A 13,769-nucleotide genomic window follows, 5' to 3' on the forward strand; every position below is an offset into this window, starting at 1 on the left:
GCTTAATCCCGGATTGTTTCGAAAGATGTTGGGAACGCTAGTAGCCGGCTTTTAATTCTTCCTTACGCAGGCCCCGACAATCAGCCGCAAGTTGCAGATGCGAAGCGGTTAACGTCGAGATTTCCCTGCAAATTCGCGCACATGAACCCATCCTTTCCGGGGTGCGACAAAGTGCGCGGAACGACCTAGAAGGAGCCCTATCGATGCCCCTGACCCCGGAGGTTCTGACAGCCCAAGGCGAGATCGTCGCCTGGCTCGGCAGCCTCGATGTCTCGTTCGCGCCGGACGAGGAGCGCTGGTTCACGATCGACGGCGTCGAAAGCCCCCGGCAGATCGGCACTGACGGCTCAGGCGGCGCCTTTGTGCTGCTGCCGTCGCAAAATGTGCTCTACGTCTCATCGGAAGGACGCGCAGGCGTTATCGCCGACAATTTCGACGCGTTCATCCAGCTCGTCGTCGCCCACCCCTATTGGCTCGACATCCTCAAATTCTCCGCCGGCGGCGATCTCCACGAGATGCGACGCGCGGCGGATGCGCTGGAGGCGACACGCGACGAGGACGACATCAACGAGGCGAGAGAGGAAATCCGCATGCACCTCGACCTGCCGGACCCGGCCGATCCGGTCGGCGCGCTCTACGAGGCGGTCGCGGCTTCCGACGCCATCGTGCGGGCCACCGACGGCAGCCCGTCCACGACGCTGTTCAACCGCTTCAGCATCGACAACAATCCGATGCTGCGCGACGCGGCGGCTTAGGAAGAGATAGTTACTTCGCCCACTCGCCCTTGCGGAACACGGGCACCTTGCTGCCGTCGGCCAGAATGCCGTCGATGTCGGTCTCGGCCGAGCCGATCATCCAGTCGATATGGATCAGGCTCTGGTTGCCGCCTTGGGCTGCGATCTGCTGCGGGGTGAGCTGCGCGCCGTTGATGAAGCACTTCGAGTAGCACTGGCCGAGCGCGATGTGGGATGCTGCGTTCTCGTCGAAGAGCGTGTTGTAGAACAACAACCCGCTCTGCGAGATCGGCGAGGAATGCGGCACCAGCGCCACTTCGCCGAGCCGGCGTGCGCCCTCGTCGGTGTCGAGCACCTTGTTCAGCACCTCCGCGCCGCGCGAAGCCTTGGCATCGACGATCCTGCCGTCCTCGAAGCGCACCGCGATGTTGTCGATCAGTGTGCCCTGGTAGGACAGCGGCTTCGAGCTCACGACGTGGCCGTAGACCCGCCGGCAATGCGGCGTGGTGAAGACCTCTTCGGTCGGGATGTTGGCATTGCAGCTGATGCCGTTCTTGGAGAGCGAGGCACCGCCCTCCCACTCGTGGCCATCAGCCAAGCCGATGGTGAGATCGGTGCCGGGTCCTGAATATTGCAGCGCGCGAAAACGCTGGCCGTTGAGCCAGTTGGTGCGCTCGCGCAGCACCGCATTGTGGCTTGCCCAATTGGCCGTCGCGTCTTCGCGATCGACGCGTGACGCCGCGAAAATCGCGTCCGCAAGCTTGCCGACCGCAACCTCCTCGGAATCGTTCGGAAACACCTGCTTCGCCCAGGATGGGCTCGGATAGGCGATGATGTTCCAGTTGGTGTCGAAATTAACGATCTTTTCCAGCGCCGGCTGATACGCCATGGAATTGGCCTTGCTGGCGCGCGCGACCTTGGACGCATCTTCGCCCGACAGCAGCATCGGATTGTCGCCGACGATGGCGAGACGCGCGGTGTTGTTGGAGAACGCCTTCGCCATGCCCTCGTAGAGCCAGTTGGCGGCGCGATCAAAGCTATTGTCGTGGCCGTGGCGATAGCGCGCCAGCGTCATCTCCTCGTCGGAGAGGATCGGCGTCACGATGCCGGCACCGGCCTTGTAGGCGTGCGCAGCGATCCGGCGAACCAGCGGCAGCGCGATCGCAGGCGCCGTCAAGAGAAGGTCCTGTCCCGGCCGCAAGCCCAGTCCCACCTTCACCGCCACCTCGGCCAGCCGATCGAGTTTTACGGGATCGATGGGAGTGGCGGAATTGCGTTGATCGGTCATGCCGGGCCCTCTGTCGGAATCTCTCGTTCAATCTAAGTCTAGCATCACCAGACACAAGTGTGCGAGCGTCTTGCGAGACGTGAAAGATACGGGATTTCACGCAGTTTGGTTTTCAACGCGTTGCCGATTTCAGCACCCGATCGACCATATCAGGCGCAAGGCCAAGGTAATTTTTCGGTGAGGTGAGGGCCTCGATGGTCGCGCGATCGATTCGGGCGGTGACGCGCGGATCGGCCGACAGCGCGTCGGCGAGGCTGATGCCCCTCTCGTTGGCGATCCGGCAGGCGTCGTAGACCACGTCGTGCGCATCCTGCCGACCCATCTGTGGCGCCAGTCCCATCATGACCGCTTCGGCCACAATCAGACCGCGGCTAAGGGCGAGGTTGTCGTTCATCTTTGTCTCGTCCACGATGAGACCGGCGAGCGCAAACTTCGCCTGATGAAGCGCACCGGCGGTCAGCACGAAGCTTTCCGGGATCGCCATCCATTCGGCGTGCCACGGACCGGTGGCGCGCTCGAAATCTTGCACCATGGCGTCGAGCATCAGGCCTGCGTGCTGGCGCACCGCCTTGCTTGCTGCGAGCATCAGCTCGGAGGAGATCGGGTTGCGCTTCTGCGGCATGGTCGAGGAGGCGCCGCGGCCCTTGACGAAAGGCTCGTAGACCTCGGCGAATTCGGTCGAGGCCATGATCATGATGTCGAGCGCGACCTTGCCGAGCGAGCCGGTGACGAGCGCGAGGAAATTCACGGCTTCGGCAAAGCCGTCGCGCGCGACGTGCCAGGTCGAGGCGGGAACGCCGAGCTTCAGCTCGGCGCAGAGCGCCTCCTGCACCTCGAACCCCTTGTCGCCGAGCGAGGCCAGCGTGCCGGCGGCGCCGGCAAACTGGCCGACGAGAACCCGCGGCTTCAATTGCTCAAGGCGCTCGGCGTGGCGGTCGAACATCGCGAGCCAGATCGCGGTCTTGTAGCCGAAGGTCACGGGCAGTGCCTGCTGGAGGTGGGTGCGGCCGGCCATCGGCGTATCGCGATGACGCCGCGAGAGCTCGGCAAGGATTTTTCGGAGCTCTGCGATATCGCGTTCGATGATCTCGAATGCGGCGCACAACTGAAGGACCACGGCGGTGTCCATGATGTCCTGCGTGGTCGCGCCCCAATGCACGTAGCGGCCAGCTTCGCCGCATTGCTTCACCATCTGATGCACCAAAGGGAGGATCGGATAGCCGACGATGTCGGTTTCCTGCCGCAGCAGACCGAAGTCGAGTGCCGTGACATCCGTCCGCGCCGCGATCTCATCGGCGGCCTCATGCGGAATCACGCCGCATCGCGCCTCCGCCTTTGCCAGCGCCACCTCGACCTCGGCATAGCGCGCAACCAGCGCGATGTCAGAAAACACCTCGCGCATCGCGGGCGTGCCGAAGGCATCGCGAAACAGCATGGAGTCGAGCACGGTGGTCGCGGCGGGAAAGGCGGGCATGGGCGTTTCTTTGCGGCTGTTATTTTGTGTGGAGTAGCTTACGCGGGCAGCAGTGTTCGGCAATGGACATTCGCCGTTCGTCACAAGTTCGATGTGTGTGCGATGGCTTCGGCGCCTCAGGATGACGGCGATAAATTCCTGTCCAAACTTTAATTCAGCGCGCTGCTCCGACTGCACTATCACTTGTCACGCGGCCCGGGAGCGGCCGCATGACGGCGAGACCACAATGTTGAAATCGTTTCGCGTCGTTGCTGGAGCTTGACCGCCGCCGGAAGGCGACGCGCAGTACTGCATGCAGCGCTGCAAATCCTACAATCCGAACACGGGCATGTATCTCGGCAACGACGGCCGGCGCCATCCCTGCCCGTGATGCTCAGCCGCGGCATCCGGATCGCCCGGGTGCCGCGACAATCGGAACCAAAACTGTCTAACTCAGGATGCATTCCTCCGCGCAAATCACATAGCAGCCATCCGGCAGCTGCAATGAACCAAGCAGACCCTCCCGCGGACTCACAGACTTCGAGGCGAAATCCATTTTGATTTCATCATTGCCTGAAGTTGTTGCGAGGCCCGAGTTTTCGACGTGCAGTTTCTGTTCCGGGACCACCTTCTCGACACCGACTTGCGCGAGCTCAGCCGCGAGCAGGTTCCCGTTTCCGTGGAACCGCAGGTCTTCGACCTCGTCGTCCATCTGATGGAGAACCGCGACCGGGTCGTCAGCAAGGACGAGCTGATCGACAAGATCTGGCACGGCCGCAGCGTGTCGGAATCGACATTGACCAGCCGGATCAATGCCGCGCGCAAGGCGATCGGCGACAGCGGCGCGAACCAGGCCTTGATCCGCACTATCGCGCGAAAAGGCTTTCGCTTCGTCGGCGATGTCGAAACCAAGTCCGCCAGGGCAACGGCAACGGTGGAACCGCGCCGCAGCGTCACAACGTCGCACGCAACGCCTGCGCTGCCCGACCGCCCGGCGATCGCCGTGCTGCCCTTTACCAATATGAGCGGCGACCGCGAGCAGGACTATTTCTCCGACGGGATCAGCGAAGACATCATTACCGCATTGTCGAAGCTGCGCTGGTTCTTCGTCGTCGCGCGCAACTCCTCCTTCGTCTACAAGGGCCGCGCCGTCCACCTCCACGAGATCGCGCGCGAACTCGGCGTTCGCTATGTGCTCGAGGGCAGCGTGCGGCGAAGCGGCGATCGCGTGCGCATCTCCGCCCAGCTCAACGACGTCTCGACCGGCGGCCATCTCTGGGCCGAGCGCTACGACCGCGAGCTTGCCGACATCTTCGCCGTGCAGGATGAGATCACCGAAGCCATCGTCGCCGCGATCGAACCGCAGCTCTACGCCGCCGAAAATTTTCGCGCCCAGCAGAAGCCGCCGGGCAGTCTCGATGCCTGGGACTTCGTGATGCGCGCGCTGTCGCATTACTGGCATATCACGCGCGAGGACAATGCGTCGGCGCAGGCACTGCTGGAGCAGGCGATCGCCATCGACCCCGCCTATGGCAAGGCGCTGGGCCTGCTCGCGACCAGCCACATTTTTGGTGCGCATATGGGCTGGGCCGATATGGCCGCGACTGTCCCGGTTGCCGAACGCGCAGCACTTGCCGCGGTGGAGGCCGATCGCGACGACGCCTGGGCCCATCACGGTCTCGCTTATACCTATCTGTTCCGGCGCCGCTTCGACGACGCGCTGGCGGAGTTCGAGCTGGCCCTGAAGCTCAATCCGAATTTCGCGATGGCGCACGCGTTCTACGGCGTCACGCTGTGCTATACCGGACGATGGCAGGACGGCGATGCGGCTGCACGCCGCGCGCTGCAGCTCAGCCCGCGCGATCCGCTCGCGGCGATCTATTGCGGCGTCGCCGGCTACGCCCAGTTCATCGGCCGCAATTACGAAGACGCCATGCAGATGGCACGGGAATCGATGCGGCAGCGCGCCGATTTCGTCGGCGCGCATCGCGTGCTCACGGCGGCCGCCGGCATGTCCGGCGATCCCGCACTTGCCGCTTCCGCGCTCGAAGGATTGCGCCGGACCCAGCCCGGCATCTCGCTTGCCTGGCTCATGCGCGAGCTGCCGATGCTGCGCGAAGAGGACCGGGCGCATTATCTCGAAGGATTTCGGCGCGCGGGGATGAGGTAACGCCGCATTGTCGGTGCACCCTCTCCCACAAGGGGAGAGGGAAGAGCAGCGCACCCTACTCCTGCATCATCTCGCCGCTGCCGCCGAACTCGGCGGGAAAATCCTTCAGCTTGGGCAGGCCGTCGCGCATCGGCAGCACCGTCTCGGAATAGTTGACGTGGACGCCGGGGCTGAAGGCGAGCGTCGGGATAGTCGCCGTGAAGACGTCGATCAAGTTGAGCGGCGGGTGATTGGTCATGACATGACCGCCGCACTTCTTGCAGTATTTGCGCTGGCTGAGCGGCGTCTTGACGAAGGTCTCGACGTTCTGCCCGCCTTCGCTGATGCGCACGGCTTCCGGCTTCCACAGGCTGAAGGCGTTGACCGGCCCGCCCGACCACGATCGGCAGGAACGGCAGTGGCAATAGCCCATCGCCGCGGGTTCGCCCGTGACCTCGATCGTGACCGCGCCGCAAAAGCAGTGTCCGACATGTTTCATCTTGGTTGTCTCCTGAGATGGAAATTGGGATTGAAATCCTTGGATTGCAAATAAAGTCCCGTCGCGCGTCCTCCGATTGGCGGACGCGCGACGGAGCGCGCTGCGGCTAGACTGACCGGCGCCAGGGAATAAGCATCGACACCCGTTGTTTGTATTGCCGGTAATCGTCGCCAAAGAGATCGACGAGATCGTGCTCCTCCAGCGCGATACCGACGAAGATGTAGGCCGTGGTCACGGCCGCAAACAGCAGATGGCCTGCGGTCATGGTCGGGGCCGCCCAAAAGGCGATGATGAAGCCGAGATAGATCGGATGACGGACGAATTTGTAGAGCAGCGGCGTCTTGAACCGCGGCGGCGCGGCCTCCTTGCCGACGAGATGGTTGGTCACCTGATGCAATCCGAACAATTCGAAATGATTGATGATGAAGGTCGAGGTGAACACCAGCACCCAGCCCGCGAGCGACAGCGTGACCAGCGTCACGGCAAGATCCGGATTGGCGACGTCCCATATGACCGACGGCAACGGACGCCACTGCCAGAACAGGAGGAGCAATGACAGGCTCGCGAACAGCACATAGGTCGAGCGCTCGACCGGCTTGGGGACGAATTGCGTCCACCACGCCTTGAAGCGCTGGCGCGCCATCACGCTGTGTTGAACGGCGAACAGCGTCATCAGCAGCAGATTGATGACCACCGCTTCGGCGGTCGGTGTGTCCGGCCCGGTGTCGATGGTCTTCGGCACGACCAGACCCATCACGAAGCCGATCGCGTAGACAATCGTAACGAAAAAAACGAGATACGCCGCAATTCCGTAAAGAAAGGCGATGAACTTGAAAACACGTGAGCCCGCAATCTCCGGGCCGATGGAATGAACCTGATGATCGAGTTGGGTCATAGAAAGCTCCGTTGTGCCGAGGCATCGGCACTGTTTGGTCTCCGCACCATGCCGGACCGGACGACGGAAGACTTTCACGGACGGTTTATTTTCGCCTGAGACGACTTTGATTTTTGCTTGAGACGACAGAAACGTGCGATTCCTCTTTGAAAACAACGTGCTCGACGGCGATCTGCGCGAGCTGACCTGCGCCGGGACGACCGTGCCGCTGCAGCCGCAGGTGTTCGATCTGCTGCTCTACCTCGTCGCGGAACGCGCCCGCGTCGTCAGCAAGGACGATCTGATCAGCGAGATCTGGAGCGACCGCATCGTGTCGGATTCCGCGCTGAACAGCCGGATCAACGCCGCGCGCAAGGCGCTCGGCGACGACGGCGCGACGCAGCGGCTGATCAAGACGATACCGCGCAAGGGCTTTCGTTTCGTGGGTGAAGTCCGGGAAGAAGTGGCAGAAAAGCCTGTTCCGGCCAGCCCTGTGCCGGCCGAGGTCGCACCGGGTTCCCCGCGCGTCGCGGCCGACCGTCCGGGTATCGCCGTGCTCGCCTTCGAGAACATGAGCGGCGATCCCGCCCAGGAATATTTCGGCGACGGGATCAGCGAGGACATTCTCACCGCGTTGTCGAAGCAGCGCTGGTTCGTCGTGATCGCCCGCAACTCGTCCTTCACCTACAAGGGGCGCGCGGTCCACCTCAAGCAGATCGCCGAGGAGCTCGGCGTCCGCTACATCGTCGAGGGCAGCGTGCGCAAGGTGAACAACCGCGTCCGCATCACCGCACAGCTCAACGACGCCACCACCGGCGGCCATCTCTGGGCCGAGCGCTACGACCGCGATCTGGTCGACGTCTTCGCCGTGCAGGACGAGATCACCGAGCGGATCGTCGCAGCGATCGAGCCGCAGATCCATGCCGCGGAGAATTTTCGTACGCATCGCAAGCTACCATCGAGCCTGGATGCCTGGGACCTGCTGATGCAGGCGCTGTCGCATTACTGGCGGATCACGCCGCAGGACCACGCCGCAGCACAGAATCTGCTCGAACGCGCGATCGCGATCGATCCGGATTATGGCCAGGCGCTGGCGGTGCTGGCGGCAAGCCACATGTTCGGCGTGCATCTGGGCTGGGCGGAGCTCGCAACGACGGCGCCGATCGCGGAGAATGCCGCGCTCGCCGCGATGCGCTGCGACCATGAGAATGCCTGGGCCCATGCCGCCCTCGGCAGCGTCTGCTTCTCGACCAGCCGGCTTGCGGACGCGCTGTCCGAGTTCGAGCAGGCGCTCGCGCTCAACCCGAACTTCTCGCTGGCACAGGGCTATTACGCGCTGGCGCTGTCCTATGCCGGACGACCCGGCGATTCGTTCGAGGCAGCGCAAAAGGCGATCAGGCTCTCGCCGCGCGATCCGTCGCTGGCGATCTATTACGGCATCGCCGGCTACGCGCGCTTCACTGAGCGGCAGTACGACGAGGCCATCGCGCTAGCGCGTGAGGCGATCCGCCATCGCGGCGATCTCACCGGCGCCTATCGCGTGCTCGCCGTCTCCGCCGGCATGACTGGCAACGGCGCGCTTGCGGATATGGCGCTGGGAGAGCTGCGCCGCACCCAGCCCAATATCTCACTGGACTGGATCGCAACGCAGCTGCCGTGGGCCAATAACGCGGACCGCGAGCACTATCTGGAAGGATTTCGTCGCGCGGGACTGAACTGAGGACGGTCACGCACCCGACGCAAATGCGTCGAGCAGCGCGTTGAAGGGCTCCGGCTTCTCCCATTGCGTGGAGTGGCCGGCGCCGTCGACGACCTGCACCGCACCGCGCCACAGGGTCGGCGCAGCCAGGCGCTGCAGCCAGCCGAGATCGACGATCTGCTCTTCCGCGCCCTGCACGATCGCCAGCGGAATCTTCAGATTGCGCACGATCTCGGTTTCGTCGGCGAGGCCGCCGCTTTGCGCGACGGCGCCGAGACAGGCGCGCGCATTGCCGTCGGTCCTGCGGAAATCGTCCTGCATGAAACCGGGGATCGGCGCGTAGCCCGGCGCAAAGGCCGTATGCATCCACTCCTCGATCTCTGGTTCGGTCGGCGCGGCCGTGAACGCGGTGGGCGACAAGTTCTTGAAGCCGGCAAAGCCCGCAGGCCCGTGGCCTACCGGTGGCGTCCCGAAGATCATCAGCCCGGCCGCCATCGGCAGCGACGCAGCCGCGTTCAGCACCGCATGGCCTCCGAGGCTCCAGCCGACGATGATTGCGTTCGTGAGATCGAGCGCGCGGGCAGCAGCCGTGATCGCCGCGGCATAGCCATGGCCGGAATAATCCTTCTCCGGATGGGCCGGCGGCGACGAGGCGCCATGGCCGGGCAGATCGATCGCGATCACGCGGTATTTGGCGCCGAGCGGCCCCTGCAACTGCTTCTGCCAGATCCTGGACGAGGAGGAATTGCCATGGATCAGCAGAATCGGGCGTCCCGTGCCCGCGCTTTCAAATCCCGCAATGGTCTGCGCGCCCAGCTGCAGACGCAACGGACGCAGGTCCGGACCTGGAAATGGCTGATCGCTCATACTGCCCCACTCTGGTTCTCGATCGTGATCGCGAGCAATCTGCCACGCCGCGCAAGACGACGCCACCGTTGCGCACAGCTGTCTCCACCTCGTCATTGCGAGCGCAGCGAAGCAATCCAGAATCCCGCCGCGGGAAGACGCTGGATTGCTTCGCTACGCTCAGCAATGACGGAATTCGCGGCGACGACGCGGGACACATCATCGACCTGGCGAAGGGCGCCTCCCTACTTCGCCTTGGCCTGAATCGGCTTCGGCGGCGACACTTGCGCCCATTCCTTGTCGGCACGGGGACCATTGAGATCGCCGGTGAGGCCGATCAGCTGGCCGGGCTGAGCGTCGAGGGTCTGCTGCCAGGTCTGGGTCTGGCACAACAGCTTGATCAGACATCCCTTGAGCTTGAGGCGGTCGGCGGATTCGCGCCACAGCGAGACCGAATAGAACTTGCCGTCCTCGGCATTGTAGATGTCGCCGGCGAACCGGCCATCGGACGTCGCCTGCAGGCCCATGATCAACTGGTGGCCGAGCAGCGTGCGGGCGCGCTTGTCGGGGTCGGGATTTTCCTTGTCGCGATAAGGCTGGCCGCGCTTGTCGGCCGGCTCCCTCATCCAGACGATGAAGCCACAGATGCGGTCGCGCGACGGGCCGCAACGCTCGAGCCTGATGCGGGCGCGGCCATCCTCGACCAGCCAAGTACCGCTGGGATCGTTGGGCGTGACGGCGCCGACGCGACCGCCAAGGACCATCATCACGATGGTGACGGCGACGCGCAGCACGAAGCGAACGAGAAAATTCATCAGCGGCACCTTTCGTTGAGAGGATCGCGGCGTCAGTTCAATTGCGCCATCAGCGCATCGGCGCCCTTGTCGATACCGGCATTGGCAGCCGCGAGCGCGCCAACGCTGGCTTTGATGTCGTAGGCACCCGGGTATTGCTTGGTGACGTAGGCCGACAGCAGGCGTGAGGTCGACGCGTCGAAGATTTCGACGCCATAGATGACCGAGCCGGTCAGTGCGCCCTCGCCGTCGCGCGCGGCCTGGACGCCGTTGTAGACGGCGCCCGCCATGTCGAAGCGGGAGAGCGTTCCGAGCACCGGCGTGTTGGTGACGGCGCCGGTGAGCGTCAGCCTGATCCGCAGCGTCTGCGGTCCACGCTCGCGCACGAGAGCGAAGCGACCGCGCAGCCGCTCGGCGAAACGGGTCTGCATATAGGCGGCGAGCGTCGCCTTGTCCTTGTCGGACATCTCGCCAAACTGGTGGTCCTTGCCGCGGTAGACCACGACGGGCTCGATGATCACCTTGTTAAAGGCGCGCCAGTCGACCGGCGTGGAATAGCGATAGGGCACGCGGCCAGAGGCATCCGACTTGTCGGGCGCCATGTAGGCGGACGACGCCAGCTCCGAATAGGGCACGGGCGCGACCGAGGCGCAGCCGGCCACGGCCGTGCCAAGCATCAGCGTTCCCAGACCGCGCAGGGCGATCGAGCGATCCATTCCAGACTCCTCTAGCGGCTTTTCAAAAGGCCATTTTTAGGAAAGGCGATGGGGACCGCAGCCGTGTTCGGGACCAAACACGGCTGCGGCGCTCACCATCGCCGGCCCATGGCTTCGTCCGGGGCCAATTCGGAAACCTCGGGCCGTCCCAGTGTTTCGATTTATAAAACCGACCGGACGGTTTGTAAAGTGCGAAAACGGCGAGCTGACCCATTTGGCCGCAGGCGCGGCCTTAGGCGGCGATCAGCAGGAATTCGCTAACGATGAATCAGGCGCGCTTGCGCGGGCTTGCAGCCTTCGCCGCCGATGGACCAACCTTCGCGCCACGCGATCCCGGCTTTTCCAGCGCCCGCCACTGGCTGTCGTCGAGCAGGCGCACGAACAGACGCTCGCGCTCCGCCTTGGCCAGCGGCGACATGCCGAACAGCTCGCCGAGCAGGAGGCCACGTGCCGCAGCCCAGCGCAGCATAGCGAGATCCGGATCCTTGGCCTCGGCCTTGATCGCCGCGATCGTCTTCTCGTCGCTCGCGCGCGGCATCGCCATCAGGTCCGGATTCTCGACCATCGCGGCCAGCAGCGCGAGCGCTGCCGAATTCGGCGTATTGGTAGCCTCCCGCACCGTCGCGATCTCGGTGGCGAGCTCCGGGTTTTCGGACTCCGCGCGTGCCTTCGCGCGATAAGGCGTCGAGAACTGCTCGAAATGCGCCATCTGCCGCTCGAGCAGCGCCTTCAGCACCGCCTCCTTGGTGCGGAACTGGTGCATCACGCCGCCCTTGCTCAGGCCGCTCTCGCGCGCGATCGCATCAAGCGTCAACCGGCCGGGTCCGTCACGCGCGATGATGGCGAACGCGGCATCGAGCGCAGCATTGCGGGATCGTTCGGAGCGTGTGGCGTTGTCCATGGCCGACTTGTCTCCGTGACAAGACAATGAATCAAGTGAAAACAGGACGCGCTGTACATTTTTTGTGCGAACACTGTCGAGACTTTCATCTTGCGGCGCGGAATGAGACTGTGTGAGCCTCGATGGTGGATGGGGACTGGGATGGGGCAGCCGTCGCTTTGCGCGCGAGGACGTTGCAGAGCGGTGACGGCTGGTCTCGCTTGAGAAAGATACGAGATGTCGAAACGAGTGTTGCTTGGTCTCCTCCTGGCTTGCGGCCTCACGGCCTCGGCACTGGCGCAAGAGCCAAAGACGGGGGGTGTCATCAATGCAGTGATCCAGCCCGAGCCGCCCGGCCTGATGCTTGCGATGATCCAGAACGGTCCGACCCAGATGGTGTCGGGCAACATCTTCGAAGGCCTGCTGCGCTATAGCCCCAAGCTCGAGCCGCTTCCGGAACTCGCCGAGAGCTGGAGCGTCAGCGAAGACGCCAAGACCTACACCTTCAAGCTCAGAAAGGGCGTCACCTGGCATGACGGCAAGCCCTTCACCGCGGCCGACGTGCTGTTCTCGGTCGAGATGCTGAAGCAGACGCACGCGCGCGCCCGCAACAACCTCGCCCAAGTCGACAAGGTCGAGGCGCCCGACGATTACACCGTTGTCTTCACGCTGAAGCAGCCATTCGGCCCGTTCCTCGGCATCTTCGAGGTCGGCTCGATGCCGATGGTGCCAAAACATCTCTATGACGGCACCGACTGGAAGACCAATCCCTACAACAACGCGCCGGTTGGCACCGGCCCCTTCATGTTCAAGGAATGGCAGAAGGGCTCGTTCATTCGGCTGGTCAAGAACCCGAATTATTACGAGAAGGGCAAGCCCTATATCGACGAGATCTACTGGCAGATCATCCCCGACGCCGCCGCGCGTTCGGTGGCCTACGAGACCGGCAAGGTCGACGTGCTGCCCGGCGGCTCGGTCGAGAATTTCGACGTGCCGCGGCTGTCCAAGCTGAAGGACACTTGTGTCACCGGTGCGGGCTGGGAATTCTTCTCGCCGCTGGCCTGGCTGTGGCTGAACAACCGCCAGGGGCCGCTGGCCGACAAGCGCGTGCGTCAGGCGATCATGTACGCAATCGACCGCGATTTCGCCAAGGACGTGATCTGGAACGGGCTCGGCAAGGTCGCGACCGGTCCCTCGGCCTCGACCATCAAGTACTACACCGACGACGTGCCGAAATACGCCTACGACCCTGCCAAGGCCAAGGCGCTGCTGAAGGAGGCCGGCTACAAGGGCGAGAAGATCCGCCTGCTGCCGCTCGCCTATGGCGAGACCTGGCAGCGCTGGGGTGAAGCCGTGAAGCAGAACCTCATGGACGTCGGCATGAACATCGAGACGATCTCGACCGACGTTGCCGGCGGCAACCAGAAGATCGGCGACTGGGATTACGACATCGCCTTCACCTATCTCTACCAGTACGGCGATCCCGCGCTCGGTGTCGGCCGCAACTACGTCTCCAGCGCGATCGCCAAGGGACAGGTGTTCAACAATGTCGAGGGCTACTCCAACCCCGAGATCGACAAGCTGTTCGCCGACGGCGCGGTCGCAACGCCCGACTCCAAGCGCAAGGAAATCTACGCGAAGGCGCAGAAGATCCTGGTCGAGGACGTGCCGGTGGCCTGGATGCTCGAGCTGCAATTCCCGACCATCACCCGCTGCAAGGTCAAGAACCTGATCACCACCGGCATCGGGGTCAATGACGGCTTCAAGGATGCATGGCTCGACAAGTGAGTGCAGGCGCCCCGAACTCCACTTACCTCTCCCGCTTGCGGGAGAGGTC

At 63.7% G+C, this 13,769-nt stretch carries 13 protein-coding genes; 5 read left to right on the forward strand and 8 right to left on the reverse strand.

Annotated features, from left to right (window positions below; translation table 11 throughout):
* The first annotated feature begins 203 nt into the window (after positions 1-203).
* Positions 204-755 (forward strand): hypothetical protein, encoded by a 552-nt coding sequence (locus tag K3F49_RS16565; protein ID WP_234682027.1) that lies wholly within the window; start codon positions 204-206, stop codon positions 753-755.
* A gap of 10 nt (positions 756-765) precedes the next feature.
* Here K3F49_RS16565 and K3F49_RS16570 read toward each other — a convergent pair whose 3' ends face one another.
* Positions 766-2,022 (reverse strand): aminopeptidase, encoded by a 1,257-nt coding sequence (locus K3F49_RS16570; protein WP_234682028.1) that lies wholly within the window; start codon positions 2,020-2,022, stop codon positions 766-768.
* A gap of 112 nt (positions 2,023-2,134) precedes the next feature.
* Positions 2,135-3,496: a 3-carboxy-cis,cis-muconate cycloisomerase gene (gene pcaB, locus K3F49_RS16575; RefSeq protein ID WP_234682029.1), complete on the reverse strand. Its 1,362-nt coding sequence runs from the start codon at positions 3,494-3,496 to the stop codon at positions 2,135-2,137.
* A gap of 292 nt (positions 3,497-3,788) precedes the next feature.
* Between pcaB and K3F49_RS16580 the strand changes: the two genes are divergently transcribed.
* A complete protein-coding gene (locus K3F49_RS16580; RefSeq protein ID WP_234682510.1) occupies positions 3,789-3,866 on the forward strand; it encodes a BA14K family protein in 78 nt (25 codons plus the stop codon).
* A 213-nt stretch (positions 3,867-4,079) separates the two neighbouring features.
* Entirely contained in the window at positions 4,080-5,645 is a 1,566-nt protein-coding gene (locus K3F49_RS16585) for a winged helix-turn-helix domain-containing protein (protein WP_234682030.1), read from the forward strand.
* Between the two features lie 55 nt (positions 5,646-5,700).
* On the opposite strand, the gene K3F49_RS16590 is transcribed toward K3F49_RS16585, so the two are convergent.
* Both K3F49_RS16590 and mddA read right to left on the reverse strand, forming a co-directional pair.
* The gene (locus K3F49_RS16590) at positions 5,701-6,123 is read right to left on the reverse strand and encodes a GFA family protein (RefSeq protein ID WP_234682031.1); all 423 of its coding nucleotides are present in this window, start codon (positions 6,121-6,123) and stop codon (positions 5,701-5,703) included.
* A 106-nt stretch (positions 6,124-6,229) separates the two neighbouring features.
* Complete coding sequence (mddA, locus tag K3F49_RS16595; protein WP_234682032.1) at positions 6,230-7,018, reverse strand: methanethiol S-methyltransferase; 789 nt, start codon at positions 7,016-7,018, stop codon at positions 6,230-6,232.
* Positions 7,019-7,151: 133 nt separating this feature from the next.
* Here mddA and K3F49_RS16600 point away from each other — a divergent pair, with 133 nt between their 5' ends.
* Positions 7,152-8,717: a winged helix-turn-helix domain-containing protein gene (locus K3F49_RS16600; protein ID WP_234682033.1), complete on the forward strand. Its 1,566-nt coding sequence runs from the start codon at positions 7,152-7,154 to the stop codon at positions 8,715-8,717.
* 6 nt (positions 8,718-8,723) lie between these two features.
* Here K3F49_RS16600 and K3F49_RS16605 read toward each other — a convergent pair whose 3' ends face one another.
* From K3F49_RS16605 to K3F49_RS16620, 4 genes are all read right to left on the reverse strand, one after another.
* Positions 8,724-9,563: an alpha/beta fold hydrolase gene (locus K3F49_RS16605; RefSeq protein WP_234682034.1), complete on the reverse strand. Its 840-nt coding sequence runs from the start codon at positions 9,561-9,563 to the stop codon at positions 8,724-8,726.
* Positions 9,564-9,787: 224 nt separating this feature from the next.
* Entirely contained in the window at positions 9,788-10,357 is a 570-nt protein-coding gene (locus tag K3F49_RS16610) for a DUF2147 domain-containing protein (RefSeq protein WP_234682035.1), read from the reverse strand.
* A gap of 32 nt (positions 10,358-10,389) precedes the next feature.
* Positions 10,390-11,052: a DUF3313 domain-containing protein gene (locus K3F49_RS16615; RefSeq protein ID WP_234682036.1), complete on the reverse strand. Its 663-nt coding sequence runs from the start codon at positions 11,050-11,052 to the stop codon at positions 10,390-10,392.
* A 268-nt stretch (positions 11,053-11,320) separates the two neighbouring features.
* Positions 11,321-11,953, reverse strand: coding sequence for a TetR/AcrR family transcriptional regulator (locus K3F49_RS16620; RefSeq protein WP_234682037.1), 633 nt, complete (start codon positions 11,951-11,953; stop codon positions 11,321-11,323).
* A 216-nt stretch (positions 11,954-12,169) separates the two neighbouring features.
* On the opposite strand from K3F49_RS16620, the gene K3F49_RS16625 reads away from it, so the two are divergent.
* Complete coding sequence (locus tag K3F49_RS16625; protein ID WP_234682038.1) at positions 12,170-13,720, forward strand: ABC transporter substrate-binding protein; 1,551 nt, start codon at positions 12,170-12,172, stop codon at positions 13,718-13,720.
* Positions 13,721-13,769 lie beyond the last annotated feature (49 nt).

Source organism: Bradyrhizobium monzae (assembly GCF_021458635.1).
In the GTDB taxonomy this organism is placed as follows: Bacteria; Pseudomonadota; Alphaproteobacteria; order Rhizobiales; family Xanthobacteraceae; genus Bradyrhizobium.

Bases quoted from the DNA above. Each gene is read 5' to 3' on its own strand.
- K3F49_RS16590 (WP_234682031.1), bottom strand. From the start codon at position 6,123: ATGAAACATGTCGGACACTGCTTTTGCGGCGCGGTCACGATCGAGGTC.
- K3F49_RS16625 (WP_234682038.1), top strand. From the start codon at position 12,170: ATGTCGAAACGAGTGTTGCTTGGTCTCCTCCTGGCTTGCGGCCTCACG.
- K3F49_RS16570 (WP_234682028.1), bottom strand. From the start codon at position 2,022: ATGACCGATCAACGCAATTCCGCCACTCCCATCGATCCCGTAAAACTC.
- K3F49_RS16610 (WP_234682035.1), bottom strand. From the start codon at position 10,357: ATGAATTTTCTCGTTCGCTTCGTGCTGCGCGTCGCCGTCACCATCGTG.
- K3F49_RS16605 (WP_234682034.1), bottom strand. From the start codon at position 9,563: ATGAGCGATCAGCCATTTCCAGGTCCGGACCTGCGTCCGTTGCGTCTG.
- K3F49_RS16565 (WP_234682027.1), top strand. From the start codon at position 204: ATGCCCCTGACCCCGGAGGTTCTGACAGCCCAAGGCGAGATCGTCGCC.
- K3F49_RS16620 (WP_234682037.1), bottom strand. From the start codon at position 11,953: ATGGACAACGCCACACGCTCCGAACGATCCCGCAATGCTGCGCTCGAT.
- mddA (WP_234682032.1), bottom strand. From the start codon at position 7,018: ATGACCCAACTCGATCATCAGGTTCATTCCATCGGCCCGGAGATTGCG.
- pcaB (WP_234682029.1), bottom strand. From the start codon at position 3,496: ATGCCCGCCTTTCCCGCCGCGACCACCGTGCTCGACTCCATGCTGTTT.
- K3F49_RS16580 (WP_234682510.1), top strand. From the start codon at position 3,789: ATGCAGCGCTGCAAATCCTACAATCCGAACACGGGCATGTATCTCGGC.
- K3F49_RS16615 (WP_234682036.1), bottom strand. From the start codon at position 11,052: ATGGATCGCTCGATCGCCCTGCGCGGTCTGGGAACGCTGATGCTTGGC.